The sequence below is a fragment of the Amycolatopsis sp. cmx-4-61 genome (genome assembly GCF_046548775.1).
Classification (GTDB): Bacteria; Actinomycetota; Actinomycetes; order Mycobacteriales; family Pseudonocardiaceae; genus Amycolatopsis.
Window position 1 is genome coordinate 1 of sequence record NZ_JAEBEI010000037.1, and the last position, 25,976, is coordinate 25,976.

Consider the following 25,976-nt stretch of genomic DNA (forward strand, 5'->3'; position numbering starts at 1 on the left):
CTTCGCCCCCGACACCGGCAGCAACGGCTCGATGACCTGCCACTGCTCGTCGGTCAGCTCATGCCTACGCACCACGACCGAAGATCAAAGCAGATCACCCGCACCAGCTTTGAGGACAGGCCCTAGGATGCGGCCATGCCCCGGCACCGGATGGTCGTCATCCTGCTCGAAGACGTCCTCCCGCTCGACTACGCGATTCCGGTTCACGTCTTCGGGAGGGAGGCGTCGGAGGCTTACGACCTCGTGACCGTCTCGGTGGGCGGGGGCGCGGTGCCGGTGGCCGGCGGGACCACGGTGGTGCCGGACGGCGGGCTCGAGCTGCTGCGGAAGGCGGGCACGGTGGTCGTGCCGGGGTACGCCGACGCGGTGGACCGGGAGCTGCCGGGTTCGCTGGTGCGGGCGCTGGCCGCGGCGCACCGGCGAGGGGTCCGGATGGTGTCCATCTGCTCCGGGGCGTTCGCCCTGGCGCGGGCCGGGGTGCTCGACGGGCTGACCGTGACCACCCACTGGTCGTTGTGCGCGGACCTCGCCGAGCGGTTCCCCGCGCTCACGGTCGACCAGTCGGTGCTGGTGGCCGGCACCGAGACCGTCCTGACCTCGGGCGGGGTGACCGCCGGGGTGGATCTCTGCCTGCACCTGCTGCACGCCGACCTGGGGCCGGCGGCGGCGCGGCACGTCGCGCGGCGCATCGTGATGGCGCCGCGGCCGGCCGACGGTCAGCAGCAGTTCGTGGAGAAAGCGGTCGTCCCGCCCGGCGACGACGTCATCGCCCAGGCGCAGCAGTGGATGCTCGTGTCGCTGGCGCAGGACCTGTCGGTGAAGGACGTGGCCGCCCGGTTCGCCATGTCCGAGCGGACCTTCCACCGGCGGTTCCGGCAGAAGACCGGCCTTCCGCCGTTGACGTGGTTGCGGGACCAGCGCATCGCCCGGGCCAAGGAACTCCTGGAGAGCTCGGAGTCGTCGATCGCGGACATCGCGCGCCGGACCGGTTTCGGGACGGCGGCCAACCTGCGGGTGCAGTTCCGGCGCGCGACGAACGTTTCGCCGCGGGAACACCGGAAGTCGTTCGCGTTCGACCGCACCTGACCGGTCCGGGCGCGTTGGCAGGATCGTTTCGATATCGGACGGTGCTGCCACTGTCCCGGGACCGGGCCCGAGGCAAGACTCGGTGCGGTACCGATTCGACCTCAGGAGATCACCTTCATGAACCAGCCGACTCTCGTCCTCGTCCACGGCGCGCTGACCGACGCGTCGGTGTGGCGCCGGGTCTCCCGGCGCCTGCAGGAGGCGGGGTACCCCGTCATCGCGCCGGCCCTGCCCATGCGCGACTTCGACGGCGACGTCATCTACCTGCGGCAGTTCCTGAGCACCCTCACCGGTCCGCTCGTGGTGGCCGCGCATTCCTACGCCGGATGCGTCATCTCGGCGCCCGACGCCCTGACCCCGGAAGTCCGCGCGCTGGTGTACGTCACCGCGTTCCAGCCGGACGCGGGTGAGACGGCGGGCGCGCTGAACGGGAAGTTCCCGGGCAGCCGGCTCGTCCCGGACAACCTCGTGGTGCGGCCCTGTCCCGGCGGATCGGAGGTCTACCTGCGGGCGGACAAGTTCGGCGAAGTCTACGCCGGTGACGCCGACGAGCGTGACCGGAAAGTCCTTGCCGCCGCACAGAAGCCGTTCGACCCGGTCACGCTGGAAGGCAGTTTTGCGGGGAGCGCCAGCTGGCACGGGTTGCCCTCGTGGGCTGTGGTGTCCACACAGGACAATTCGATTCCGCCGGAGGCGCAGCGCTGGATGGCCGAGCGGGCCGGCTCCACGGTCGTGGAGGTGGCTTCCTCGCACGCCGTTCCGCTGGTGCACCCGGAGGTGGTGGCCTCGACTATCGTCGAGGCAGCGAGCTGAGCGGAAACCGCGGGGCGAGGAGGAGATCATGGTGTTGGGCAGTCCGGTGCTCGCGGTCGGTGACACCGAGCTCGGCGAGCTGCACACCCGGCTGGCCGGCACGCGCTGGCCGGCGCCGTGGCCGGTGCCCGGCTGGTCGGCGGGCACCGATCCCGGTGAGCTGCGGCGACTGGCCGCGTACTGGGCGACCGGTTACGACTGGCGTGCGCACGAAGCCGCCATCAACGCCCTGCCGCACCACTTCGCGGACATCGCCGGGACGCCGGTGCACTACCTGCGGTTCGACGGCGAGGCCCCGGACGCCCTGCCGATCGTGCTGACCAACGGGTGGCCCAGCTCGTTCCTGGAGCTGACCGGCTTCGCCCGGCGGCTGGCGACGCCGTCGGAGCACGGTGGGTCCGCCGCGGACTCGTTCACCGTCATCGTCCCGTCGCTGCCCGGCTTCGCCTTCTCCCCGCAACGTCCGTCGCTGCCGGATCCCGTGCAGACCCACGAACTGTGGCACCGGCTCATGCACGAGGAACTGGGCTTCTCCCGATACGCGGCGCACGGCGGAGACCTGGGTGCGGGCGTCACTTCCCGGCTGGCCGAAGCCCATCCCGAGGCCCTGGTCGGGATCCACCTGCTGGCCGTCGCCGGTCCGGTCGCCTACGACGACGAGAGCCTCACCGCGCCGGAGCGGGCCCACCTCGGCTCGGTGGCGACCTGGTCGGCGCAGGAGGGCGCTTACCAGCACCAGCAGAGCACCCGGCCGGTCACCTTGGCCTACGGCCTGGCCGACTCGCCGGTCGGGCTGCTCGCCTGGATCCTCGAAAAGTACCGCGCGTGGAGCGACTGCGGAGGTGACGTGTCCTCGCGGTTCAGCGACGACTTCCTGCTGACGCAGGCGTCGCTCTACTGGTTCACCAACACGATTTCCACCTCGTTCCGGCCGTACTACGAGTACGGCGAGAACCTGACCCGCAAGGTCGAGCGGGTCGACGTGCCGACCGCCGTCGCGCTGTTCCCGGCCGACCTCGCCCAGCCGCCGCGCAGCTGGGCGGAGCGCACTTACCACGTGACCAGGTACACGACGATGCCCCGCGGCGGCCACTTCGCCGCCCACGAAGAACCCGAGCTGCTCGCCCGCGACGTCACCGCCTTCTTCCGGGAACTGCGGGAATGAGAACGGTCAGCGGACGAGGCGGAAGAACCCGCACACCTGCTCGACGAGCGACTCCGGCTGCTCCAGCGCGGCGAAGTGGCCGCCAGGTTCAGGTGCACCCCGGCGACCCGCGTTGAGCCCTCGTCGTCACGGGGGCGGGAGGACATCCGCGACTTCGGCGACCTGCTTGAGGAACGCGTCGGAGGGACGGCCCTTGATCGGGTCCGTTTCGGCGACGACGAACAGCTTGCCGTCCAGCCGCGACCGGTAGTGCTTTCCGGTGAAACGAAAGCCACCCGCTTCGAGAACCTCCGTTCCGAACGGAGTCACGTCACCGGATCCGTACGTATCTTCCACCCCGCGCAGCTGCGCGGCGGATTCGGCCGACGGCATTTTCACCCACACGACCGAGCCGGCGATCGTGTTCCCGTTCCTGTCCTGGACGACGAACAGCAGCTGGTCGAGCTTGTCGCACGGATGACGCAGGAAGAACTGCTGAACCCGGCCGTACGACTGGACGGCGCAGCGCAGGTCCCTCTTGATCTGTTTCCTGATCTCCTTGAGAGCCAGCCGCCGCCACGCCTCGGCGCGATCGCCCTTCCGCGCGGCCTTTTTGCTGTTGGCCGCGTCCGCGTCGGACACGCTCCGGCTCGTCGCGGCGTCAAGCCCGGCGCCGACCGAAGTGACCACGTCTCCGCCGCTCGCCGCCGCCACAACGGCCGCCAAGACGGCCGCGCCGAAAACGCCGCCGGTTTTGATCCACCTTCCGTCGGGACCTCTGGGCTGGTTGGGGTTGTAAGGCACGCGCTGCGCTCCTGAACCGAGTCGTAGGACGGCTCGACTTTGCCGGAACGGGAGCCGGCGGAAAAGTGCGAGTACGGAAATCACCTGATTGTCTCAATGCCCGCTGTCCCGCCGTGGCGCGATCGAATAGTTCGAGATGAGCGCTCCGGCCGAAGCAGTCGAAGAGCTTGCTGTCCTAAGTGGAGTCCCCGGTACTCGGCGACGCGGGGCCGGGCGGCACTTGCCGGGTCACGCTCGCGCCGGGTCAGTTCCCGATAGCCCTTCGCGGCCCCGAGGCTAGTCCGGCACACTCGCCGTCCGGGCGTGGAGGATGAGGTCGGTGGTCAACCGGATGTGGTCGGTCAACGCGGCTACCGCCCGGTCGGCGTCGGCGGCGAGCGCGTGGTCGGTGATGGCGGCGTGTTCGGCGGCCGGGTCGCGTTCGTGGTCCCGCTCGTCGAGGGCTTCGGACCACCGCCGGTAGAGCTTGGCGCTGTCGCGCAAGGCGCAAGCGATGCCGTACAGGCGTTCGCTGCCGCAGCCGGCGAGCAGGGTGTCGTGGAACGCGGCGTGCGCGCTTTCCCACTCCGGAGTGACGCGGCCGGGATCGGCCGGGTCGCGCCGGCGCGTGTTGTCCAGGGTGTAGTGCGCCGCGACGAGCCGGGACCGCCAGGTGAGGTCGCCGCGTTCGACGGAGCGCCGCCGGGCCAGGCCTTCGATGTCGACCCGGGTCGCGGTCAGGTCCAGCAGGTCCGCCTCGGAGATCGGCGTCACCTGGAACCCGACCTGCGGACTGGCGCGGACGAGTCCCTGCTCGGCGAGCCGGCTCAGCACTTCGCGGACGAGGCTGACGCTCGCGTCGTACCGCGCGCACAGCGGCCGGAACTTCAGGCGCTCACCGGGAGCCAGCACGCCACCGTGAATGTCCGCGCGCAACCCCTGTACACATATCGTCACCGTCGGCTCGATCGCGGCGAAACAAGGCCCCGGCTCCTACGGCGCGGCCAAGGCGGCCATCGAGGCGTGGAACGTGCCACGCGGTGTCCAACGTGCGGATCACCCTCGACGAGGACACGGCAACCGTCCGGTGCTACGCCATGGCCCAGTACTTCAGGCCCGGTGAGCTACGCCGCCGAACTGGTCCGTGACGGGGAAGTGTGGCGAATCAGCAAGCTGGTCATCGACAACGCCTGGTTCGAGGGAGACCTGGGCATCCTGCCGGGCGAATGAGGACGGCCCCGGCAGAGCGGCGCGGACGTGGGCAGCAGGATGGAGCGTTACCCACGTCGGTGGGACAGAATTGACCTCTTTCGACGCCGACCAGTCCGCCCACGTTGACAGCTCGGCTTCACGCTGGGCAGCCTTGGGAAGGAGGAAGAAAAGCACGCAGGGTGAGCAGGGAGTCCAAGTGAACCAAGAGCAGACCGCCCGGCGGTTGCTCAGGTCGTCGGCCGATCGATCGTATGACCCGCAGGTGGATGTCGATTGGCGCTCGCCGATCGACGAAGACAAGCTCTACTTCCCGACGCGCCGATTGCCCCTGTACGGCACCCCGCTGTGGGAGTCACTCTCTCCGGAGCAGCGGATCGAGGTGGCGCGCCAGGAAGCGGTCACGTTGTCGTCTGTGATCATCCATGCGGAGCTCAGTCTCATGCGGTCATTGCTCCGCGCAGTGCAGGAGGGCGCTCCGGCGTCGGACCCGGCGTTGTACGCCCTGACGGAAGTCGCTGACGAATGTCGGCATTCGACCATGTTCGCCAAGGCGATCACGTGGCTCGGAGGCTCGGTCGTGCCGCAGTCGAGGCTCGTCACCAAACTGGTGAACGTCATTTCGGCGGTCATCCCGCAAGGTCCGTTCTTCTGGGCCAGCGCGTTGTTCTTCGAGGAGCCGGTGGATCGCCTGCAGCGCGAAGCGATGGACGACGAGACCATCCAGCCATTGCTCCGGATGGTCTACCGGATCCACGTCCTGGAGGAGAGCCGGCACGTGACGTACGCGCGCGAGGCCGCGCGGCGCACGATGGCGGAAGCCGGGCCCCTGTCGCGCCGGTTGAACCGGATCGGGGTGGCGTTGCTGGCGTGGTCGCTGGGCCGCACGCTGCTCCGGCCGGCGACTTATCGGCGAGCCGGGCTGGATTCGCGGGCTGCCTATCGAGCCGCGCTCGCCAATCCGCACTACCACGAGTCCTTGCGCTGGATGTCCGAACGGCTGGTGGCCTTCTGCACGGACGCCGGTTTCCTCGAGGGCCGCCTCACCTCGGCCATCTGGCGCCGATCCCACCTCCTCTGAGAAAGGTCCACCCCGCGTGACCAGGCCCTGACGACTACTGCCCGGGCACCCGGGCAGGGACGAAGCGATCGCAAGAACCAGATCGGTCCTTGCGGTCACCGCCGGGGCGCCGCCGAGCGCGGAACGCCATGGCCGACGCGTACCGAGCGGTGCCGTAGTCGACGGATCCAGGCCGGAGCGGAGGTGCCCAGCTGGCGCTCTCACGCTTTCGGGCCCCAGGTTGCTCAGCCGCGCCGCCAGGTGTTCTTCAGTTCGTCCAGGTACTTGAGGGAGTCCAGGACCTCGCTGATACCGGGCACGAAATCGATGAGGCAAGCGACCTCGTCGATGCCGGTTTCGGCCAGCCGGTCCAGCACGGCCATGCCCGAGGCCACCGATCCGAACAAGCCGCCGGTGCGGAAGTAGCGGTCGAAGGAGTTCTCGATCAGGAAGTCGACGTCGTCCGGGTCGAGGTCGGCGGGGTCGATGCCGGGCAACAGGTCCTTCGCCGCTTGCGCGATCAGGCCCAACGACGAGCGCAGATACCGGGAGAACGGCTCGCGGACGGTCTCGACGACCGTTTCATCGTCCGGGCCGAGGAACGTGTGCACCATCAGCACGACGTGACCGGGAGTGCCGTGGCAGGCCTGGTGTTCGGCCCGGTAGACGGCGATCTTGCCGGCCAGTTCCGCAAGTGACTGACCCAGCAGGTGGGTGAGCACACCGGTACCGAGCCTGCCCGCCTGCCGGAACGTCTCGATGCTGCCCGAGCTGGTGATCCACACCGGCAGTTCCGGTTGGATCGGCTTCGGGTGGATGCGCACCCGGGCGGGCTCGCCGGTGCCGTCGGGCAGTTCGACCTCGTCGCCCCGCCAGAGTGCTCGGAGCGTGCCCAGTGACGACACCAGCACGTCGCGGCGCTCGCGGTAGTTCTCGGGCCGCAACACGAAATCGACCAGGTGCCAGCCCGGTGCGAGCGAGACACCGGCCCGGCCACCCGAGAGGTTGTCGACCACCGACCACTCCTCGGCGATCCGCACCGGATGGTGCAGCGGCGCGACGACGCTCCCGGCGCGGATGCCGACGCGTTCGGTCACCGCCGCGATCGCGGCACCGGTCACCGCGGGGTTCGGGTATCGGCCACCGAACTCGTGGAAGTGCCGCTCGGGCGTCCACACGGCGCAGAACCCGTGGGTGTCGGCGAAGGTGGCCCCTTCCAGCAGCAACCGGTAGCCGTCGTCAGTGCCCGTGGTGTCGTCGGCGAAGTAGAACAGGCTGAATTCCATCACGCACCCCTCGTCTGCTTGTCGACCAGCGCGGCGAGGTCTGCGAGCACCGGTGTCTGGAACAGCGAACGCACGCCGAGCTTGAGGCCAAGCCGGCTGCGGATTTCCCGCACCACCCGGATGGCCAGCAGCGAATGACCGCCGGACTGGAAGAAGTGGTCGCGCGGGCCGAGGGCGGGCTTGCCGAGGATCTGCCCCCAGATCTCGGCCAGCACCCGCTCGGTCGGCGTTCGCGGGACGGTGCCGGTGTCCGCTCGGAGCTCGGGTGGCGGTGGCAGCGCACCACGGTCGACCTTGCCGGTCGGCGAGAGCGGGATCGCGTCGATCGCCACGAACACCGTGGGCACCAGGAAGCTCGGCAGGACGTCCTGCACGTACGCGGACACCGCGTCGAGGTCGGCGGGCAGCACGTGTGGCACGACGTAGGCGACGAGTTCCTGCCGGGGCGTCACGGCGACCACCGCGGCCGCGACCACCGGGTGGCGTCGCATCGTCGCTTCGATCTCGCCGAGTTCGATCCGCACGCCACGGATCTTGACCTGGTCGTCCTTGCGGCCGAGGAACTCGATCTCGCCGTCGAAGGTCCAGCGGCCGATGTCGCCGCTGCGGTACATCATGCCGTCCGGCGACGGGTCGAACGGGTTGGGCAGGAACCGTTCCGCGGTCAGCTCCGGCCGGCCCAGGTATCCGTCGGCCACTCCCGGGCCGCCGATGTGGATCTCACCGGGCACGCCGACCGGTACCCGCGCGCCGTCCTCGCCGAGGATGTCGATCCGGCTGCTGTGGATGGGACGGCCCAGGCGGACCTTGCGGCCGTCACCTCGGACCAGGTGCTGGGCCGTCACGAACACGGTGGTCTCCGTCGGACCGTACAGGTGGTGGATGTCGCGTACCTCGGAGCGGGCCCAGATGTCTTCGACCAGTTGCTGGGCGAGCTGCTCACCGCCGACGGTGATCGTGCGAACGGTGGCCGGCAACCTGTTGTGCCGCAGGTACTCGGCGAGCACGGACGGCACGAGGTTCATCATGGTGACGCCGTCGAGTTCCGGCGAATCGTCGGGCACGGCGAGCAGTCCGTCGGACAGGCGCAGCCTGCCGCCGGTCAGCAGCGGCGGCCAGATGTCCATTGCGGACACGTCGAACGAGAACGCGATCGTGCCGAACACGCTCGTGAACGCCTCGGCGGGAATTGTTCCGAGGAACCAGTCGAGGTACCAGTTCAGGTTGGCGTGCAGCGTGCGCACGCCCTTCGGCCGCCCGGTCGAGCCGGAGGTGTACATCAGGTACACGAGGTTCGCCGGGGTGACCCCCGAATCGACCGGCTCCGGCGAGGCGGCTTCGAGTGCCTCCCGGTCCCGGTCGGTGAGCACCGTGGGCACGGCGGGTTCGTCGAACAGCTTGAGCAGCAGCTCGGTGGTGATGAGCACCTTCGCCCTGGAGTCAGCCAAGATGTACTGCAGGCGTTCCGCCGGGTACGTCGGGTCCAGCGGCACGTAGGCGCCGCCGGCCTTGAGGACACCGATGATCGCGGCCACCGCGTCGATCCCGCGCTCCAGTGCCACCGCGACTGGCACGTCGGGACCCACGCCCAGCGCGCTCAGGTGGGTGGCGATCCGGTTGGACCACACGTCCAGTTCCCCGTAGGTGATCTCGCGGCCGGGCTGCACGACCGCAAGCCGCGCGGGCGTGCGCCGGGCTTGCCGGGAAAACCGCTCGTGCGTCATCGCCGGGTCGACCGGCCGGATCTCGCCCTGCCAGGCGGTGTCGAGGCCGGCCAGCTCGGCCGCCGGCAGCATCGCCAGCTCGCGCGGCGGCCGGCCGGGGTGCGCGGCCAGCTCGCCGAGCACGGTGACCAGATGCGTGGCGAGGTGCTCGATCCGGCGCCGGTCGAACAGGTCGGCCGCGTAGTCCAGTTGCAGTTCGGCGCCGGTGTAGTGCACGCGCAGATCGAGCCGCTGATCCGGCCGGGCGGACCCGATCTGCTCGGCGGTCGCCCCGGGCACCGTGAACGACGCGGGCCGTTCGGCCAGCACGACACCGACCTGGAACACCGGATGACGGCTGGCGTCGCGGGCCAGACCGAGCCGTTCCACCAGGCGCGGCAGGGACAGCCCGCGGTGCGCGACCGCTTCGTCGATCTCGCGGCGGCACAGCCGCACGACGTCCGACGCGGACGCGACGCCGGAAAGGTCGAGCGCGACCGGGGCGGTGTCCGCGTAAGGGCCGACCGCCCGCGGCTCTCGTCGACCGTCGTGGCCCACGCCCAGCACCAGCCGTTCGGCTCCGGTGTGCCGGCTGAGCACCAAGGCGGTGGCGGCGGTCAGGTAGGCGATGACGTCACGCTCGGCCAAGGCGCTCGAGAGGCCGGCCGGGACCGGATGGGTCACCCGGTCGCTGCGGAACGACATGGTCGCCGGGCGGATTTCGTCCGTGGGCAGCTCCACGACAGCGAAACCGGCGAGTTTCGCCGACCAGAACGCCGCCAGCTCGTCGCCGGAACGCACCTCGGGCACCTCGGCGGCGAACTCGGTCGCCACACCCCGGTACGCGGCGGCCAGCTCTTCCACCAGCAGCACCAGGGACCGCTCGTCCGCGACCGACCGGTGCGCACGCAGGGTCAGCACCCCGTCGGCTTGCCGGGCCTGGAACAGCGGCCCGGTGGTCGTGTCCATCGCCGGGAAACGTCCAGTGCAGAACGTATCGGTGCCGGCTCGCTCCGGGGGCAGCACCTTGCGGTAGAGCCGCCCGTCGAACTCGAAGACCGTCCGCAGTACCTCGTGCCGCTCGACGACCGCGCGCACCGCGTCCCGCAGCCGGTCGGTGTCCAGGGCACCTCGCAGCCGCAGGCTCAGTTCGACGACGGCTCCGGCGCCGTCGGACCAGTGGTCGAGGAACCACCACTGCTCCTGCAGGCCCGACGCGGGCTCGCGGGACTCGGTGGCCAGGTCAGGCGAGTTCGGCACGGCGATCATCCTTCGGGGACGAAGTTCACTGCGAGCGTTCGGTCAGCGCGGGCATCGACCGCGAAGCGAGTGCCACGACCGGGACGGTGGCCAGCGCGATCACCGCCAGGCCCACCCACAAGACTTGGTAGCCGAGGGTCAGCAAGCCCGAGCAGAGTGCTGGCGAGGACGCTCCGGCCGCGCCCCAGCAGGTCTGGAACAGCGCGCTGTAGCGTCCCTTCGCGTCCTCCGGTGCGGACTGGTTCGCCGCGGCGGTCATCAGCGGCACGGACAGCGTCTCGCCCACGACGCCGATCATGGACGTGGCGAGCACGATCGCCGCGGCGTACCCGGGCCCCAGTGGCGGACCGCCAAGCATCACCAGGAAGGCGCCCGCGAACACCAGCCCGGCCACCGAGATCACCCCACCGCGGCTGGTCCGCTCGGCCAGCCGCAGCACCGGTTTCTGGATCACGGCCAGCACGACGTTGCCCGCCACGATCGACCCGCCGGGCAGCCACGGCGGTCCGCCGAGCGATTCCACCGAGACCAGCGGCAGAATCACCACCAGGCTCGACGCGCACAGCGAGAACAGAGCCTGCCCCAAGCACACCAGCAGATAGGGCCGGTCGCCCAGAACCCTCCGCCAGGACCCGGTTCTCTTCCGCGCCTGAGCCGGCACCGCCAGCGATCGTGCCACCGGGTACACGATCGAGGCGGTCACGGCGAAGGTGGCGGCGTTCAGGTACGACACCAGGTGCAGGCCGCCGGCGTCGCCGATGAACGGGGTCGCCACCGCCGCGCCGGCGCCGAGCCCGATGATCCGGATGACGCTCTGCGTGCCGAGCAGCCGGTCGAGTTCACGGCCTTGCGCCAGGCAGCCGAGAAGCGGTGCGTTGGAGGTCCAGAACATCCGGTCCGACGCGCTGGTGACGACCGCCAGCGCCGCCACTTGCCAGGCGTGCCCGGTGAGCGGGTAGAGCGAAAAAGTCACCGCCCGCAACACGTTGCTGGCCAGCAGGACCGGGGCCGCGCCCCGGTTGTCGACCAGGTTCCCCGCGACCGGTCCGAACACCAGCCCGCCGAGTCCGCCGATGGTGAGCGCGACGCCCACCTGCGCGACCGGCAGGCCCTGCGCGGTGGTGAAGAAAATCAACCCGAACGGCATCCAGAACCCACTGCCGAGCGAGTCGATCGCGCTGCCCGTGAGCAGCAGGCGTCTCTTCCCCTCCGCCGCCACCAGTACCGGTGCGCCCATCAAGGCTTCCAGTATTCGAGCATGATCGTCAGCCGCTCCCGCTTCCCGCCGGTGGTGACCTTGCCGATGTTGTGCCAGGTCCGCTCGGTCGGCGCGAACATCGCGCAGGTACCGCCACCCGGCAGGATGGACACCTCGGGCTCCGGGGCTTCCTTGGCGGACCACAGGTTCAGCCGGCCACCGTCCGATTCGGACCATTCGTCGTTGAGGTAGAGCGCCCAGTGCATGGCCTTGGTCGCCTTGGCCGTGTCGACGGTCGTGTAATCCCGGTCGCCGTAGCGATAGAGTCCGAGGGTGAGCGGGAACGTGCTCATGTCCAGACCGAGACCGTCGCTGGCCCACGCGCAGAACTCCGGTGACAGCAGGCTGTCGAGCAGCTGAGCCCACGACTCGGGCAGCTGGGCCGCCTTGGGCGCGCGCTCGCCGTTCTCGTAGAGGTCGAGCAGGTCGAACTGGTAGTTCTTGCGGTGTTGCGGGCCTTCCTTGTGCTGCCGTGCGAACAGCTCGATCGGCGGCACTTCGGCGTTGAGCCGCTTGAGGTCTTCGGCGGAGATGACGTCGTCGATCGTGTAGTAGGTGAACGGCGAGGAGAACCGTTCGAACTTCGCAGCCAGGTTGATCATCACGGTTTCCTGTCTCAGCGCCCGGCGTGGCGGGTCGACCAGTCTTCGTGCCAGAACTCCAGCTGCACGGTGAGCCTGGTCCGGGTGCCGCCGGTCTCGACCCGGGACACCGAGTGCCACGACACGTCGGTCGGGGGGAAGGCGAGGAACTGGCCGGGAGCGGGAGCGATCCGGCGGACCGGCTCGGCCTCGGGGTCGCCGCTGGCGCGCACCTCGTACTCACCGCCGATGCCGGGCGGCCAATCCTCGTTCAAGTACAGGATGGCGGTGATCGCCTTGTTCGGCTTGTCCTTGTGCACCGAGATGAAGTCGCCGTCGACGTGCGTGTAGACGCCGATGTCCAGAGGCAGGTCCCGCAGTGCCAGGCCGGTGCCCGCCTCGAGCCACTGGGTGAACTCGTCGCTGAGCAGGTCCTTGAGCAGCTCCGACCAGCCGGCCGAGAGCATCAGCGTGTCGTCTTCCGGCCTGCCGTCCTTGGCGAGGTACAGCAAGTTCATCCGGTACTGCTTCTCGTGTTCCGGGTCCACCTGGGCGATCTGCTCGGCGCGGCGCAGCGGCGCCTCGGCGTAGAGCGCACGCACCTGCTCGACGGTGAGGGTCTGGCGGGCGAGGTGAATTTCGAACGGATCGGTGATGTGCTCGAACCGAGCTTCCGTGTTGATCATCAGTCCTCCTGTCACAATGCCGTCATGACGTGTTTGACGCGGGTGTAGTCGTCCAGCGCGTAGGCGGAGAGATCCCGGCCGTAGCCGGATTCCTTGCACCCGCCGTGCGGCATTTCCGCGGTGAAGCACAGGTGCGTGTTGATCCAGGCGCAACCGACGTCCAAGCCGGCCGCCACCCGGTTCGCCGTCGCGAGGTCGCGGGTCCAGACGCTGCCCGCCAATCCCTGCGGCACGCCGTTGGCCAGTGCCATGGCCTCGTCGGCACCGGCGAACGGCTGGACCGTGATCACCGGGCCGAAGATCTCCTCCTGGACGATCTCGTCGCTCTGGCGCACGCCGGTGACCACGGTGGGCGCGAAGAAGTAGCCCTGCTCGCCGATCCGGTGGCCACCGGTCCGGACGGTGGCGTGGCCGGGCAGCCGCTCGATCAACCCGCTGACCCGGGCCAGCTGGTCGGCGTTGTTGAGCGGGCCGTAGTAGGCGCCCGCGTCGGACGGTGGACCGGTCCGGGTGCCACGGGCCCGCTCGACCAGCGCGTCGGCCAGTTCCCGGTACACCCCCTCGTGCACCAGCACGCGGCTCGCGGCCACGCAGTCCTGGCCCGCGTTGAAGAACGCGGCGTCCGCGATGGCCGCCGCCACGGCCTGGACGTCGACGTCGTCGAACACGATCACGGGCGAGTTGCCGCCGAGTTCGAGGTGCAGCCGCTTGAGGGCACGCCCCGCGGACGACGCCAGCTCGCGGCCGGCGCGGGTGCTCCCGGTGAGGGCCACGAGATCCACCTCGGGGTGCGCGGCCAGCTCCCGGCCGGTGTCACGGTCGCCGCAGACCACGTTGAGCACCCCCGGCGGGAGGAATTCCGCGGCCAGTTCGGCCAGCCGCAGAGCCGTCATCGGGGTGGACTCGGCGGGCTTCAGCACGACGGTGTTGCCGGCCGCGATGGCGGGCGCGCATTTCCAGACGGCCATCATCAGCGGGAAGTTCCACGGCACGAGCTGCGCGCAGACCCCGACCGGTTCACGGCGGACGGAGGAGGTGTGGTCACCGAGGTACTCGCCGGCGGCCTTGCCTTCCGGCAGCCTGGCGGCGCCGGCGAAGAAGCGGAGCTGGTCGACGACGGGCTCGACCTCGTCGGCGACCGCGGTGCGCCGGGGCTTGCCGGTGTTGCGGCATTCGAGGTCGGCGAATTCTTCGGCGTGGTCCTCCAGTGCCTGTGCGATCCGCAGCAGCGCCAGGCTGCGCTCGGCCGGGGTACTGGTACGCCAGGTGCCGAACGCCTTGGCTGCGGCGCTCACCGCCGCCTCGACTTCACGTCCGCGCGAAAGCGGGGCGAGCGCGAGGGGGCGGCCGGTGCTCGGGTCGACGACCTCCGAGGTGGCCGCCGTGCCCACGGCTTCACCCGCGATGTGGTTGGCGAGCGTGATCACGGCTTGCCCGCCGACACGATGGTCATCAGCTGGCGGACGGCGGCGGTGGCGTAGCACCCCGAAGGCAGGAAGAAGCCGAGGGTGACCTCGAACGCGCCGGGGTGGTGCTCGTCCGGCGCGAACCCGCTGATCGTCACCGTGGTCTGCACCAGGGTGGGGCGTGGGGAAAGCCGGCTCACCGGGCGGGTGTCGGCAAAGGTGTACTTCCTGAACGGAAGCTCCCGGCAGTGCGCCATCAACGCGGCGGCCGCGTCGCCGGAGGTCGGGTAGAGGTACTTCAGGCCGTCCAGCTCGATTTCGACCGAGTCGTCGTCGAACACCTCCGCCGCGCGGGCGGCCAGTTCCGCGTTCCACCGGAACGAGCTCTGCGCCGCGAGGTAGAACGCCGTGGTGCGCGGATCCAGCGTGGTGAAAAGCGTCTTCGCGTCGCCGGTCCAGTTCGCCGCTTGTTCGCTCTCCGGCGCCCGGAGCCCGGCCAACTCGGTCCGGGCGAGCTCCCAGTCCCCGGCGAGGATGGCCGCACCGACGTGGTGGGTGCGCTTCGGGCCGTCGGGCACACCGAAGCGCTGGGTGTCGTAGTAGTTGAGGAACAGCAGGTTCATCTTGCGCAACGACGAAAGGTGCTCGGCGAGCGAAGCGGTGACGTTGCGCACCACCACTCGGAACCCGTTGCCCTCCAGGGCGCCGATCTCGATCGGCTCGTCGCCGTAGCCGTAGTGGTGCAGGCTCAGCCACCGGTGCTCACCTTCGACCAGGCGTAGCTGTCCGTCCTCTTCGGACAGAGCGTGCCGCGGCACGGCGACGACCTGCTCGGTGATGCCGTCCTCGTCCTTCAGACCGCCGAAGGTGACCTCGCCGGTGCCGAGGGCGAGTTTCTCGGCGATCCAGCGGACGGCTTCCGTTGTGGTGTAGCCGTCCTTGCGCAACAACATGTACCGCTGCGCTGCGCCGGGGTCGTCCCGCAGGCGGAGAACCATGTTCTCCCGGACGAGGAAGTCGGACGGTTGGTGCTTGAGTACGGGTCCGTGGACCACGAAACTACCTCCCACTGCTGGGTAGGGCGACGATGTCGGCGCCGGCCGCGCGCAGCGCACCGGGCAGGTCGGGGTATCCCCGGGCGAGGTGACCGGTGCCGCTGAGCACGGTCGGTCCGGGCACGAGCAACGCGGCCAGCAGCGCCACGGCCGCGCCCCGCAGGTCGGGCGCGTGCAGTTCGGCACCGGGGAGCGACGGCGGCCGGCGGCCGGTCACCACGGCCGTGATGCCGTCCCGGCGGACGTCGGCACCCAGTGCGGTGAGCAAGTCGAGGTAGGAGAACCTGTTTCCCCACACCGTTTCGGTGAACCTGGACGTGCCGTCGGCCAACGTGGACAGCAGGACGAGGAACGGCTGGCTGTCGCTGTAGACGCCGTGCGAAGAAATGGTCAGCTCGATCGGGCGGGTGTGCTCGATCCGGTGGACGACCAGGTTCGAGGCACCGGCTGCGAATTCCACGCCGAGCCGCTCGAGCGCGTCGACTTCGGGTGCCAGCGCGGTCAGTGCCCGGCTCAGCCCGGGGCCACGCACCGCGAGCGACTCTTCGGCGAGGAGCGTACCGGCGCACAGCCAGGTCACCACCTCGATCAGGTCCGGGACCAGCATGTGCTCGACCGGCCGGGTGAGGTCCGCGCCACCGCGTCCGCGCAGGACGACCGTGCCCGGCTCGGGGCGCTCGATCTCGGCGCCCAGCTCTTCGAGCACGCCGACGAGGTCGGTGACGTCCGGCTTCGGGTAGAGGTTGCGCAGCGTGCTGACACCTTCGGAGACCGCGGCCATCAGCAGCGCCATCTTCGACGCTCCCGAATAGAGGGGGCCGGTCTTGAGTGCGCGGTCGGCGGTGTAGTCGAGCAGGTCGATCTCGGTGCCGCGCAGCACGCCGGCGGCCACTTCGAGGCCACCGTCCGGCCGCTGCCGTGCGGTGGCGCCGAACCGGCGGGCGACGCTGACGTACTGCTCGACCGGCCTCCTCCGGCCGGGGCCGTCGCCGATCTGGCAGCCGCCGTTGCCGGGGATGACCGCCCGGCCCGCCTTCCGCAGCAGCGCGGGGATCAGGTAGACCACCCCGTGGATGCGGGAGCCGAGCGCGGCGTCGACGCCGGTGCCGGTGAACCCGGTTGCGTCGACGGTCAGCGAACCGCCTTCGGCTTCGACGCGCGCACCGTTCCCCGAGAGCAGGCCGGACAGGATCCTGGTCTCGACGATGTCGGGAACGTTGGTGATGCGCACCGGCGCCTGCGCGGCCGCCGCGGCGGCGAACACAGTCACGAGCGAGTGCTTGAACCCCGAGGTGGTGATCGAGCCGCGAAGCCGCCGTCCGCCGTGGACCAGCAGGCCGGAAGGGTCCGGCCCGGACAGCCGTTCCGGCGCAGGACGCGCACCGGCGATCGTCATGAATCCCCCCGGAAACCAGTGGCAACACGCCGAAGCGTGCGCTTCTTTCGATTAATCGGAGACACCGGAATTGGGTGACCCCCGCATTCCAGGACCCTCTGAGCTCCCGCATCGACTGTGGCACGGGCCCGGATGAAGGTCAACACGCGTTGTGATCGCCACCCATTCGGAGCAGTCCGGGAACGGGTTGACAAAGCCGTTCTAACTGCTGCTAGCCTCGATCCAGGCCGGAATCCGGCTGCCGATGAGTCGACTCGGGTCGTAGTTCAAGCGGATCGCCAGAATTTTCGCCGGTGTCGCGGTGCCTATTCCGCGTCCGGTTATTCGGGGGAGGGCGACGGTAGTGGGTAACGTGCACGTTAATCGTCGGCGAAGCGACGGAAGAATCAATCTCAGCAGCAATGAACTGCTGAGCGCGCGGGTGGCCGAGATACACCGCACCGCGTTGGCCGGCCTGCGGCCGGACCAGCTCACTCGCTACCCGGTGCTCGACCGCGCCACCGAACGGATCGCCGCCTATTTCCGCATGCAACCGGACGAGTTGGTCCTTACGCCCGGGTCCGATTCCGCGCTGCGGCTGATCATCCAGTACCACCTGCGCCGCGGCGGCGGCCCGGTGCTGCTGCAGGACCCGAACTACGCGGCGTGGGAGCAGGTGGCTGCGGGACACGGCCTGCGGCTCCGACGGGTCACCGCGCACCTTGCGGACCCGGTCGAGCAGGGCGCGCAACTGGTCGCGCAGGCTTCGGCGACCACCGGGGCACTCATCGCGGTGAGCGTGCCCAACGGGCTCAGCGGTGGCTCGATACCCGACGCCGACCTGCGTACCCTTGCCGAAATCTCGGCCGAGCGCGGGCATCTGCTGGTGGTCGACGCTTGTTACCAGGCCTTCCGCGGACCACTCACGGAACAGACCGACCGGCGCGGCGGCCCGGTCCTGGTGGTGCAGTCGCTGTCGAAGTCGCACGGCCTGGCGGGCGCCCGCGTCGCCGTGCTGGCGGGTGCCCCGGACCTGGTCGCCCGGCTCGAACCGGGCCCGCTCGAACACGCCGTGTCGGGTCTGGCGGTGGCCGCGATGCTGAACGCCGTCGACCACCACGGCGAGCTGACCGAGGTCTGGTCGCAGGTGCGCGCGCGGCGCGAATGGTGCCGGGCGGAGCTGGCCGCGCTGTCGCCGGGCCCGCTCCCGTCCGACGCGAACTTCGTCACCGCGCCGGTACCGGCGCCGTGGACGAGCGCCCAGGTGACGCAGCGGCTGTCCGAGCGGGGCTACCGCATCAGGAATCTGTCCGGTTCGGCCGGGCTGGACAACTGCGTGCGCTTCACGGTGGGCGACGCGGACATCACCGAGCCCTTCATCGATTGCTTGACCGAAATGCTCCTCGAGACCGCCGAGACCGCCGAGACCGGGAGGCACGGATATGCGGTTGATTTCTGAAGCCTGGTCCGCGCTGAAGATAAACGATGAGCCGTACGTCTGGCTGGAGACCGCACCGGGAGAGCTGATCGCCGAGGCGGACGCGCGTTCACTGGCGGAGGAATTCCCGGCCGGTTCCTTCGTGCGGAAAACCACCGATGGTAGGAAATCGGACAAGTCGTACCGCAATTACTCGCGAGCCTTGGCCGGACCCGGCGCACCGGATATCGGCGATCTCCCGGTGGTGTGGCGCGAATTCGTCTCTGAGCTGCTGGCCCCGGCCTACCGGGAGGCCGTCTGTGCGCGGCTGGACCTCCCGGCGCCGGGCCAACTGGAGGTCCGGCTGGTGCGGCACGTGACCGGCGACTGGCTCGGGCCGCACACCGACCGCGCGGACAAGCTGTTCAGCCACGTCTTCTACTTCAACGAGGGCTGGCGGCAGGAATGGGGTGGCTGCCTGCAGATTCTCCGCAGCGAGGACCCGGCTGACGTCGTCCACACGGTCGTGCCCGTGCTGGGTGCCTCCGCGCTGATGATCCGCGCCGACAACTCCTGGCACCAGGTCGGCGAGGTGCACACCCGGGCGGGGGAACCCGCCCGGCACCGGACCTCACTGCTCGTGCACGGGCTGCGATGAACGCCGCCCGGGTACTGGTGCTCGGCTCGCCCGGGGCGGGCAAGACCGCGCTGGCCAGGACGCTGGCGGCGGTCACCGGCCTGCCGCTGCACCACCTCGACGACGAGTACTGGGGGGCGGGCTGGGCCCGTCCCGCGGAGCAGGACTGGCGGCGGCGCCAGACCGAGCTGATCAGCCGGCCCGAATGGATCATCGAAGGCAACTACCTGCCCACCATCGCGTTGCGCGCGACTCGCGCCGAGCTGGCCGTGATCGTCGACGCACCGACCGCGTTGTGCCTGGTCCGCGCGGTGAGACGAGCCTGGCGCATTCACCGCGGCGATTTCGGTGCCCTGCCTGAGCGGGTGCGCGCCGACACCGTGACCGGAACCCCCGTCCGGGCCACCCGCGACTTCCCCGCACTGCTGGCGAAGATCGCCCGGTTCCGCCGCCGTGATCTCCCCGTGGTGGTCGCCGAGGCGGGCCGGCACGGCGCCACCGTGGTGCTCGCCGCCACCCGGACGCGGGCCACGCGGACCTGGTGCGCGCGCCACCAGCTCTCCCCGCGCGTCGTCCCGTTGCCCGAGGCCGGGTCCGCTTCGGCCGATCTGTGCCGACTCGTCCACCACCGAAGCACCCGAGGAGGAGCCGCGTGATGCGCACCCTGGTCATCTGGCCACCGCACGTGCCCAGCTACTTCAACGCAGGGCATCACCTGCCGACCTTCACCATCGCCGCCTATCTGCGCGCGCACGGGCACGAAGTCACCGCGATCGACGCCGGCGCGCTGAACTTCACCTGGAAGGAGTTCGCCGACGAGGTGTTCCAGGGCGGCTACCAGGCCGTCGTGCTGGTCAACGAGTACGACGTCGTGGAAGGGGTGCGCCGCGCCGCCGACTACACCCGCCAGCTCGCGCCGGACGCGCTGGTCGTCACGGTCGGCCGGCTCAGCTACCAGAACCCCGGGTTCTTCGAGGGCATGGCCGTCGACGCGATCGTCGGCAGCGGCGACTACGAGGCCGGCGTGGCCGCGGCCCTGGACTGGGCCGAGCGGGGCCGACCCGGGGACGAGGCGCTGCCCGGGGTGGCGGTCCGCGCCGGCACCAGCTGGCGCGCGCCGAGCGGTCCCGGTACCTGGATGCCCGCCGACGAGTGGGTGCTGCCCGACGTCGACGAAATCCCGTACGCAGCCTACGAAGGTCTGTACAAGAACGACGGCAACCGGTTCTGCGGCATCCCGCAGCGCCGCGAACTGGTCGTCCCGGTGGCGCGGGGCTGTCCCGTGGGCTGCGACTTCTGCGACGTCCCTCCCATGCAGGGGCTGCGCGAGCGACGGATGACCGTGGAACGAGCCGTGGACTACATCCGGGATTCGTTCGCCCACCACCCCTTCGAATACGTCGCGTTCTACGCGCCGACGTTCACCCTGGACAAGCGCTGGACCCGCGAGCTGTGCGCGGCGCTGGCGAACGAACCGCGCCCCTACCACTGGAAGTGCGCCACCACGCTGCACCACCTCGATGAGGATCTGGTGCGGCAGATGGGAGAGGCGGGGTGCGTCCGGATCAGCGTCGGTGTGGAAACCCTCGACGACGACGCGGCCGGCCGGCTGCCCAAACTCAAGGAACGCGCCAACAAGCGCCTGCACGACGTCCTCGGCTGGTGTGACAAGGCCGGTGTCGAACTCAACTGCTTCGTCATCGTCGGCCTGCCCGGTACGACCCCGGGCGGCACCCGGCGCACGATCGAGGTGCTCGACCGGGCGGGCGCGCGGGTGCGGCCGACGCTGTACACGCCGTATCAGCGGATGCACGCCGGGATGACGGAACGGGAGGTCTCCGCGTTCAACCGCCAGGTGTTCACCGGTTCGGAAGAAGTGCTCGCCGGTGAGCACGACCCGGCGGAGTTCCTGCGGTTCATCTTCGGTGGCCACGATTACCGCACCCCGGCCACCGGCAACATCCCGCTGGCCCGGGCGGACGCGTCGTGACCGCGGCGGCCAGGCGGCTGTTGCCGGCGCTGCTGCCGAACCTGCGCGACGCGGGAGGCCTGGCCACGCCGACCGGCCGCATCGTGCGAACCGGCCGGCTGCTGCGTTCGTCCGCGCTGGTCGCGCTCGACGGTTCCACCGCGGCCGCGGTGACCGGCCTGTTCGGCGCCGGCACCTACGTGGACCTGCGCGTCGACGCGGAACTCGAGCGTGACGGTGAGCCGGACGCGCTCGTCGCGCACGGCTGGCGGTGGCACCGCATTCCGCTGCAGGACCGCCTGCCGGGCGAATCCGACGAACCGGCGGACGTCCTGCGGCGCTACCGGCGCGCCTTGGTCCGGTACCTCGACATCGCCGGTGAAGTGGCCGGCCTGCCCGGCGGAGCGCCGGTGATCGTCGGCTGCACGCTGGGCAAGGACCGCACCGGCCTGGTGACCGCGATCCTCCTCCACCGGCTGGGCGTGCACCGCACCGCCATCCTCGAAGACTTCGCCTACACGGACGTCTGCCTCCGCCGAAGCCGGCACCTGCTGCCGCCGGCGTGGCGGGATCCGGTGCGAAAGATCACCCCGGTCAGCCCACCGGTTCTCGACGCGGTGCTGGACGAAATTCCCGACTCCACCCCACTTCCGGCCGAGAAGGTGTTCTCCCCGGACACGGTCCGCCCATCCGGTGCGGACCGGGCAGCGGCAGCGCGGCGAACGATAGGAGGAGCCTGCAATGGTACCCAACACATCCGGCAGTGACGACTCGCTACGCCGCGCTGCCCTGCTGCTCCACCGGGAAGCGGGACGGCTCGCGGCGGCGGGCGCCACTTCGGACACCGTCTTCACCGGCCATCTGGCGGACGTGCCGCCGGTGCTGCGTTCGGCGCTGGAAAAGGTGATCCCGCTGCCCGACCGCACCGAAGGCTGGTGCGTGCTGCGCGGCCTGCTGAGCGGGTTCGGCGAACCCGGTCCCACCCCGGAGCACTGGAAATCGGCGAAAGGACAGGCCACCGAAGCACTCGACATCGCGCTGGTGCTCATCGGCGAGGTGATCGGCGGCGTGTTCGGCTGGACCGGGCAGCAGGACGGCCGGCTGGTGCACAACATCCTGCCCAGCCGGGGCCAGGAGCAGCTGCAGGTCGGCGCGAGCAGCACCACGGCACTGGCCTGGCACACGGAGGACGCGTTCCACCCGCGCCGCGCCGAGCTGGTGATGCTCACCTGTGTCCGCAACGACGACCGGATCGGCAGCGAGGTGGCCAGCATCCGCCGTGCGGGACTCGACGAGCGTGAGCTGGCGTTGCTGAGCCGGCCCCATCTCCGGATCATGCCGGACGACTCGTACCCGGCGTGTTCCGACGCGGACGGCACAGAACAGCCGGGAATGGCCACCGTCTGGTTCGCCGAAGACGGGCCGTGCCTGCGCTACGACCCGTCCTACACCGGGTTCCTGGTCGACGACCCCACCCTGGTGCGGGCGCACGCCGGGCTCGGCGACCGGCTCACCGGCTGCCGCGAGGTGATCGACCTGGAGCCGGGCGACATCCTGCTGATCGACAACGACGTCGCCGTGCACGGCCGGTCCGCGTTCCGGCCCCGCTACGACGGTACCGACCGCTGGCTCAAGCGGATCCTGATCCGGCTGCCCCGGCCGCGCCCCGCCGGGCAGGAGGCCGAAGACGGCTTCGCCCAGACGCTCGTCGGGGCCCGGCCCGGTCCGGAGGTGCGCTGATGGACATCGGTTCGTTCGTGGACACCGAGCTCGACGGGTTCCCGGGCCGCCGTGCCGGCAGCCACCGGTTCGACGGGCCCGGCGGGACACTGGTGCACGCCGCGGTGGCGGACGCCGTCGCCCGCTACCTCGGCGGCGAGCTGGTGGCCAACGACCACGGCGGCTTCCCGGCCAGCGACTTCTCCGACGCGATCGTCTCGTGGACGACCGAACGGGTCCGCGCCCTGCTCGGCGCGGTGCGGGGACAGGTGGTGTTCGGGCCGAACATGACCGGGCTGACCACGGTGTTCGTCCGCGCCCTCGGCCTCGGCGCCGGCGACGAGGTGATCATCACCGAGCTGGACCACGAGGCCAACCGCGCGCCGTGGCAGGCGCTGGCCGCGCAGGGGGTCGTGGTACGGGAAGCCCCGCTCGGCCCGTCGGGGGTGCTGCCCGCGGAAGCGGTCACCGGGCTGCTGACCGAGCGCACGAAGTGGGTCGCCGTCACCGCGGCGTCCAACGCGCTGGGGACCGTACCGGACGTCGCATCGATCAGCCGGGCCGCGCACGCGGTCGGGGCCCGGGTGTTCGTGGACGGCGTGCAAGCCGTGGCGCACTTGCCGATCGACGTGGCCGCACTGGGCTGCGACGCGTTCGTCACCGCAGCGTACAAGTGGTACGGCACGCACGCCGGAATCCTCTGGGTGGCCGACGGGGACGGACTCCACCTGCCGGAGCAGGTGCCCTCGGCCGAGCGAGCCGGGCCAGGCCACCTGCAGCTGGGAACGCTGAACTTCGAGGCGATCCTCGGTGCCGGCGTGGCCGCCGACGTGCTGCTGCGCTGCGACCGGGCGGCGATCGCGACGCGGGAGGACGAGCTGCGCGCGTCCGTGCGGGCCCGGCTCGGCGAACTGCCGGGGATCCGGCTGCTCGGGCCGGCCGGCGGCACGGCGCTGGTGACGTTCCAGCTCGACGGCGTTCCCGCCGCGAAGGTCGCCGCGCACCTCGCGAGTCGCTCGGTCTCGGTGTGGCACGGCACTTTCTACGCCGTCACGGCCATGCGCGCGGTCACCACCGGCGATCCGGACGCCGTTCGCGCCGGCATCTCCTGCTACACCACCGGAGCCGACGTCGACGCACTCGTCGCCGCGGTCGCGGAGCTGACGTGAACGCCCTGGTGTTCTGGCCGCGGCCGGAGCCGGAGGCCGTGCACCGGCTCATCTGCTGCAGCTACAGCGGTGGCGGGTCGGTCCCGTTCCGGCCTTGGCGCGATGCTCTGCCACCGGACACCGAGCTGGTCTTGCTCTGCTACCCGGGCCGGGAGGGCCGGTTCACCGACCCGCTCGCCGAACGCTGGGACGAGCTGCTCGCCGATGCGCTCGCCGCGATCGGGCCCGTGCTCGACAAGCCGTACCACTTGTTCGGCCACAGCATGGGCGCGCTCGTCGCCTTCGAGCTCACGGCTCAGGCGGAGCTGTCCGGCGCTCGGACGCCGGACGCGCTGATCGTCTCGTCTTGCGAGGCGCCGAGCAACTGGCCGGAGCACCTCGAGCTCCCGCCGACCGCGCACGACACCGACGAGGAGCTCGTCCGGTGGGTCACCGAGGAGGGGCGGCTGCCCGAGGAGGTGGGCGAGGAGCCCGAACTGATGGAGATCGCGCTCGAGATCCTGCGCGCCGACCTGCGGGCGGCCGAAGACTACCGCTACCCAGGCACGATCCTGCGTACACCGATCGAGTTCGCGTTCGGCGACGCGGACCCGCACATCACGCCCGGGGTCGTCGAGCGCTGGCGCCGGCTCACCGCCGGTGAGTTCACCGCCACCCGGCTACCGGGCGGCCACTTTTACACCGCTGAGGCCTGGGCGGAGCTGCCGCGCTCGCTCACCTCCCTCGACACGGACAGAATCGAGACACGCACATGCCAGGCATAGTCGAATTCGACTTCGAGTTCCCGACCGGGTCCGTCTCCGCGCGGGCGATGGCCGACGCCTCCGGTGTCCCGCACGAGAAGATCCTCGAGATCACCCACTGCGAACACTTCCCCGTACTGGGCGACGACGAGCAGGCGTGGGAGCTGGCGGTGCGAGCCGGCGCCTCGGTGCTCAAGCGCACCGGTGTCGCCCCGGAGCGGATCACCCACGTGCTCTACTGCGGCTCCGGCCAGTGGGACGTCCCCTTCTGGTCGCCCGCCGCGAAGGTCGCGCACGAACTCGGCATCGAGAACGCCCATTGCTTCGAGGTCACCAACTTCTGCAACGCGTCGATGACCGCGGTCCGGATCGCCTGCGACAAGCTGGAGCTGGGGCAGGCCGACCACGTGCTGGTGCTCATCGGCGATCGGCTCAGCCGGCTGCTCGACTACCACGACGCCGGTTCGGTCGACCTGTTCAACTTCGGGGACTCCGCGGCCGCGCTGCTGATCTCGGGAGAGGGCTCCCGGTTCGAGGTGCTGCATTCGGCGATGCACACCGAGCCGCACTGGGCGGACTACTACACCGGTGCCGTTCGCGAGGGCCGGGTGCTGATCCAGCGCAACGGCCATCGCGAAGGGCTGACCAGCGCGTACGTCGACAACTTCCGGACGCTCACCGGGCAGACGCTGACCGCCCTCGGCCGGGACGTCGCCGACGTCGCGTACCTGCTGATCAACCACGGGGACCGGCGCATGCACGAGCGGCTGCTGAACGAGCTCGGCCTGCCGGCGGAAAAGAGCGTGTTCAACTATCACCGGTTCGGCCACATGGGTGGTGCGGACACGCTCATCGCCATCCGCGATCTCACCGAAGCGGGACGGCTGCGCGACGGGGATCTGCTGCTGCTGGCCACCAGCGCGATGGGTTTCAGCTGGGGCATCACCGCACTGGAATATCGAGCTGAGTGATCACGGTCCGGGCAGCCTATGCAATACTGTCCGGCATGACGAACTTGCTCGAACAGCAGAAAGAATTGCAGGTGGAGGCCGACAAGGTCCACGAGCACCTTGGCCTCGCGAAGCTCGCGGAGTTGGGAACCCCGAACCGCGTCGGCAGTGCCGCATTGGGTCTGATGGTGCGCCGCGACCTGGATATCACGGTCGTCTGCGCGGAACTGGACGAAAAGACGGCGGACGAGGTCGCCCGGATCGGCGCGGAACTCATCCGGCACCCGCGGGTGCGAGTGGTCAACATGCGTGACGACACCGGGCACTGGAACGTCGACCCGGACTACCCGGACGGACTCTACCTGGGCGTGAAGTACCGTTCCCTGGAAGGGAAGGACTGGAACCTCGACATCTGGTTCGTCGACGAACCGGACCGCCAGCCCGACCTCGCGCACCTCAAGTCGTTCCCCGCCAAGCTGGACGACGAGGCACGCTTGGCGATCCTCGCCATCAAGCAGGCCTGGGCCGAAAACGCGGGCTACGGTTCCGTCGTGTCCTCCGTCGACGTCTACAACGCCGTTCTCGAGCACGGCGTGCGTTCTCCGGAACAGTTCGAGCAGTGGCGGCAGCGCACCGCGAAATAACAGTGGAACCACCGAATCCCCAG

Annotated in this window: 25 protein-coding genes and 1 pseudogene; 16 read left to right on the forward strand and 10 right to left on the reverse strand. The window is 70.1% G+C overall.

Translation table 11 applies throughout. The features are described 5' to 3' along the window. Positions 1-135 precede the first annotated feature (135 nt). From ACLJOU_RS45820 to ACLJOU_RS45830, 3 genes are all read left to right on the forward strand, one after another. Positions 136-1,086 carry a GlxA family transcriptional regulator gene (locus ACLJOU_RS45820; RefSeq protein ID WP_410575580.1) on the forward strand — a complete coding sequence of 317 codons (951 nt, stop codon included), beginning with the start codon at positions 136-138 and terminating at the stop codon, positions 1,084-1,086. 117 nt (positions 1,087-1,203) lie between these two features. After that, a complete protein-coding gene (locus tag ACLJOU_RS45825) occupies positions 1,204-1,899 on the forward strand; it encodes an alpha/beta fold hydrolase (RefSeq protein ID WP_410575581.1) in 696 nt (231 codons plus the stop codon). A gap of 28 nt (positions 1,900-1,927) precedes the next feature. Beyond that, positions 1,928-3,064, forward strand: a complete 1,137-nt coding sequence (locus ACLJOU_RS45830) for an epoxide hydrolase family protein (RefSeq protein ID WP_410575582.1) — start codon at positions 1,928-1,930, stop codon at positions 3,062-3,064. Between the two features lie 126 nt (positions 3,065-3,190). Here the strand turns inward: ACLJOU_RS45830 and ACLJOU_RS45835 are convergent, their stop codons facing one another. Both ACLJOU_RS45835 and ACLJOU_RS45840 read right to left on the reverse strand, forming a co-directional pair. Beyond that, positions 3,191-3,847 carry a hypothetical protein gene (locus ACLJOU_RS45835; protein WP_410575583.1) on the reverse strand — a complete coding sequence of 219 codons (657 nt, stop codon included), beginning with the start codon at positions 3,845-3,847 and terminating at the stop codon, positions 3,191-3,193. Between the two features lie 276 nt (positions 3,848-4,123). Further along, positions 4,124-4,783, reverse strand: a complete 660-nt coding sequence (locus ACLJOU_RS45840) for a GntR family transcriptional regulator (protein ID WP_410575584.1) — start codon at positions 4,781-4,783, stop codon at positions 4,124-4,126. Between ACLJOU_RS45840 and ACLJOU_RS45845 the strand changes: the two are divergent. From ACLJOU_RS45845 to ACLJOU_RS45855, 3 genes and pseudogenes are all read left to right on the forward strand, one after another. Continuing rightward, a pseudogene (locus ACLJOU_RS45845) lies at positions 4,776-4,871 on the forward strand (3-oxoacyl-ACP reductase); the annotation flags it as partial. The gene ACLJOU_RS45840 and the pseudogene ACLJOU_RS45845 overlap by 8 nt on opposite strands. 4 nt (positions 4,872-4,875) lie before the next feature. Continuing rightward, positions 4,876-4,974 (forward strand): hypothetical protein, encoded by a 99-nt coding sequence (locus tag ACLJOU_RS45850; RefSeq protein ID WP_410575585.1) that lies wholly within the window; start codon positions 4,876-4,878, stop codon positions 4,972-4,974. A 260-nt stretch (positions 4,975-5,234) separates the two neighbouring features. Beyond that, on the forward strand, positions 5,235-6,116 hold the full coding sequence (locus ACLJOU_RS45855; protein WP_410575586.1) for an AurF N-oxygenase family protein: 882 nt from the start codon (positions 5,235-5,237) through the stop codon (positions 6,114-6,116). Positions 6,117-6,340: 224 nt separating this feature from the next. Here the strand turns inward: ACLJOU_RS45855 and ACLJOU_RS45860 are convergent, their stop codons facing one another. Genes ACLJOU_RS45860 through ACLJOU_RS45895 form a run of 8 tightly spaced genes read right to left on the reverse strand, consistent with a single transcriptional unit; the run spans position 6,341 to position 16,726 of the window. Then, positions 6,341-7,381 (reverse strand): MupA/Atu3671 family FMN-dependent luciferase-like monooxygenase, encoded by a 1,041-nt coding sequence (locus tag ACLJOU_RS45860; protein WP_410575587.1) that lies wholly within the window; start codon positions 7,379-7,381, stop codon positions 6,341-6,343. Next, positions 7,381-10,344 (reverse strand): non-ribosomal peptide synthetase, encoded by a 2,964-nt coding sequence (locus ACLJOU_RS45865; protein WP_410575588.1) that lies wholly within the window; start codon positions 10,342-10,344, stop codon positions 7,381-7,383. The genes ACLJOU_RS45860 and ACLJOU_RS45865 overlap by 1 nt, the downstream gene beginning before the upstream one ends. Before the next feature lie 25 nt (positions 10,345-10,369). Beyond that, a complete protein-coding gene (locus tag ACLJOU_RS45870; protein WP_410575589.1) occupies positions 10,370-11,581 on the reverse strand; it encodes an MFS transporter in 1,212 nt (403 codons plus the stop codon). Then, positions 11,581-12,204 carry a 2OG-Fe(II) oxygenase gene (locus ACLJOU_RS45875; RefSeq protein ID WP_410575590.1) on the reverse strand — a complete coding sequence of 208 codons (624 nt, stop codon included), beginning with the start codon at positions 12,202-12,204 and terminating at the stop codon, positions 11,581-11,583. The genes ACLJOU_RS45870 and ACLJOU_RS45875 overlap by 1 nt, the downstream gene beginning before the upstream one ends. A 14-nt stretch (positions 12,205-12,218) precedes the next feature. Beyond that, positions 12,219-12,869, reverse strand: coding sequence for a 2OG-Fe(II) oxygenase (locus tag ACLJOU_RS45880; RefSeq protein ID WP_410575591.1), 651 nt, complete (start codon positions 12,867-12,869; stop codon positions 12,219-12,221). 11 nt (positions 12,870-12,880) lie between these two features. Then, a complete protein-coding gene (locus ACLJOU_RS45885) occupies positions 12,881-14,296 on the reverse strand; it encodes an aminobutyraldehyde dehydrogenase (protein WP_410575592.1) in 1,416 nt (471 codons plus the stop codon). Next, positions 14,293-15,330: a tRNA pseudouridine(13) synthase TruD gene (gene truD, locus ACLJOU_RS45890; protein ID WP_410575593.1), complete on the reverse strand. Its 1,038-nt coding sequence runs from the start codon at positions 15,328-15,330 to the stop codon at positions 14,293-14,295. Before truD ends, ACLJOU_RS45885 begins: the two co-directional genes overlap by 4 nt. A gap of 4 nt (positions 15,331-15,334) precedes the next feature. Further along, positions 15,335-16,726 (reverse strand): hypothetical protein, encoded by a 1,392-nt coding sequence (locus tag ACLJOU_RS45895; protein ID WP_410575594.1) that lies wholly within the window; start codon positions 16,724-16,726, stop codon positions 15,335-15,337. A 301-nt stretch (positions 16,727-17,027) separates the two neighbouring features. Here ACLJOU_RS45895 and ACLJOU_RS45900 point away from each other — a divergent pair, with 301 nt between their 5' ends. Genes ACLJOU_RS45900 through ACLJOU_RS45945 form a run of 10 tightly spaced genes read left to right on the forward strand, consistent with a single transcriptional unit; the run spans position 17,028 to position 25,953 of the window. Next, complete coding sequence (locus ACLJOU_RS45900) at positions 17,028-18,164, forward strand: aminotransferase class I/II-fold pyridoxal phosphate-dependent enzyme (RefSeq protein ID WP_410575595.1); 1,137 nt, start codon at positions 17,028-17,030, stop codon at positions 18,162-18,164. Then, positions 18,148-18,780: a 2OG-Fe(II) oxygenase family protein gene (locus ACLJOU_RS45905; RefSeq protein ID WP_410575596.1), complete on the forward strand. Its 633-nt coding sequence runs from the start codon at positions 18,148-18,150 to the stop codon at positions 18,778-18,780. Before ACLJOU_RS45900 ends, ACLJOU_RS45905 begins: the two co-directional genes overlap by 17 nt. Next, positions 18,777-19,415 (forward strand): hypothetical protein, encoded by a 639-nt coding sequence (locus ACLJOU_RS45910; RefSeq protein WP_410575597.1) that lies wholly within the window; start codon positions 18,777-18,779, stop codon positions 19,413-19,415. The genes ACLJOU_RS45905 and ACLJOU_RS45910 overlap by 4 nt, the downstream gene beginning before the upstream one ends. Next, complete coding sequence (locus ACLJOU_RS45915; protein ID WP_410575598.1) at positions 19,415-20,749, forward strand: B12-binding domain-containing radical SAM protein; 1,335 nt, start codon at positions 19,415-19,417, stop codon at positions 20,747-20,749. Before ACLJOU_RS45910 ends, ACLJOU_RS45915 begins: the two co-directional genes overlap by 1 nt. Next, positions 20,746-21,495, forward strand: a complete 750-nt coding sequence (locus tag ACLJOU_RS45920) for a tyrosine-protein phosphatase (RefSeq protein ID WP_410575599.1) — start codon at positions 20,746-20,748, stop codon at positions 21,493-21,495. The genes ACLJOU_RS45915 and ACLJOU_RS45920 overlap by 4 nt, the downstream gene beginning before the upstream one ends. After that, positions 21,470-22,468 (forward strand): TauD/TfdA family dioxygenase, encoded by a 999-nt coding sequence (locus tag ACLJOU_RS45925; RefSeq protein ID WP_410575600.1) that lies wholly within the window; start codon positions 21,470-21,472, stop codon positions 22,466-22,468. The genes ACLJOU_RS45920 and ACLJOU_RS45925 overlap by 26 nt, the downstream gene beginning before the upstream one ends. After that, a complete protein-coding gene (locus tag ACLJOU_RS45930) occupies positions 22,468-23,616 on the forward strand; it encodes an aminotransferase class V-fold PLP-dependent enzyme (RefSeq protein WP_410575601.1) in 1,149 nt (382 codons plus the stop codon). Before ACLJOU_RS45925 ends, ACLJOU_RS45930 begins: the two co-directional genes overlap by 1 nt. Beyond that, on the forward strand, positions 23,613-24,380 hold the full coding sequence (locus tag ACLJOU_RS45935; RefSeq protein ID WP_410575602.1) for a thioesterase II family protein: 768 nt from the start codon (positions 23,613-23,615) through the stop codon (positions 24,378-24,380). Before ACLJOU_RS45930 ends, ACLJOU_RS45935 begins: the two co-directional genes overlap by 4 nt. Further along, complete coding sequence (locus ACLJOU_RS45940) at positions 24,368-25,330, forward strand: 3-oxoacyl-ACP synthase III family protein (RefSeq protein WP_410575603.1); 963 nt, start codon at positions 24,368-24,370, stop codon at positions 25,328-25,330. The genes ACLJOU_RS45935 and ACLJOU_RS45940 overlap by 13 nt, the downstream gene beginning before the upstream one ends. Further along, positions 25,327-25,953 (forward strand): hypothetical protein, encoded by a 627-nt coding sequence (locus ACLJOU_RS45945; RefSeq protein ID WP_410575604.1) that lies wholly within the window; start codon positions 25,327-25,329, stop codon positions 25,951-25,953. The genes ACLJOU_RS45940 and ACLJOU_RS45945 overlap by 4 nt, the downstream gene beginning before the upstream one ends. The last annotated feature ends 23 nt before the right edge of the window (positions 25,954-25,976 follow it).

Coding starts and splice junctions, on each gene's coding strand:
- ACLJOU_RS45870 (WP_410575589.1), bottom strand. CDS start 11,581: ATGGGCGCACCGGTACTGGTGGCGGCGGAGGGGAAGAGACGCCTGCTG.
- ACLJOU_RS45925 (WP_410575600.1), top strand. CDS start 21,470: ATGGTACCCAACACATCCGGCAGTGACGACTCGCTACGCCGCGCTGCC.
- ACLJOU_RS45930 (WP_410575601.1), top strand. CDS start 22,468: ATGGACATCGGTTCGTTCGTGGACACCGAGCTCGACGGGTTCCCGGGC.
- ACLJOU_RS45905 (WP_410575596.1), top strand. CDS start 18,148: ATGCGGTTGATTTCTGAAGCCTGGTCCGCGCTGAAGATAAACGATGAG.
- ACLJOU_RS45875 (WP_410575590.1), bottom strand. CDS start 12,204: ATGATCAACCTGGCTGCGAAGTTCGAACGGTTCTCCTCGCCGTTCACC.
- ACLJOU_RS45940 (WP_410575603.1), top strand. CDS start 24,368: ATGCCAGGCATAGTCGAATTCGACTTCGAGTTCCCGACCGGGTCCGTC.
- ACLJOU_RS45895 (WP_410575594.1), bottom strand. CDS start 16,726: ATGACGATCGCCGGTGCGCGTCCTGCGCCGGAACGGCTGTCCGGGCCG.
- ACLJOU_RS45820 (WP_410575580.1), top strand. CDS start 136: ATGCCCCGGCACCGGATGGTCGTCATCCTGCTCGAAGACGTCCTCCCG.
- ACLJOU_RS45825 (WP_410575581.1), top strand. CDS start 1,204: ATGAACCAGCCGACTCTCGTCCTCGTCCACGGCGCGCTGACCGACGCG.
- ACLJOU_RS45860 (WP_410575587.1), bottom strand. CDS start 7,381: ATGGAATTCAGCCTGTTCTACTTCGCCGACGACACCACGGGCACTGAC.
- ACLJOU_RS45910 (WP_410575597.1), top strand. CDS start 18,777: ATGAACGCCGCCCGGGTACTGGTGCTCGGCTCGCCCGGGGCGGGCAAG.
- ACLJOU_RS45880 (WP_410575591.1), bottom strand. CDS start 12,869: ATGATCAACACGGAAGCTCGGTTCGAGCACATCACCGATCCGTTCGAA.
- ACLJOU_RS45915 (WP_410575598.1), top strand. CDS start 19,415: ATGCGCACCCTGGTCATCTGGCCACCGCACGTGCCCAGCTACTTCAAC.
- ACLJOU_RS45830 (WP_410575582.1), top strand. CDS start 1,928: ATGGTGTTGGGCAGTCCGGTGCTCGCGGTCGGTGACACCGAGCTCGGC.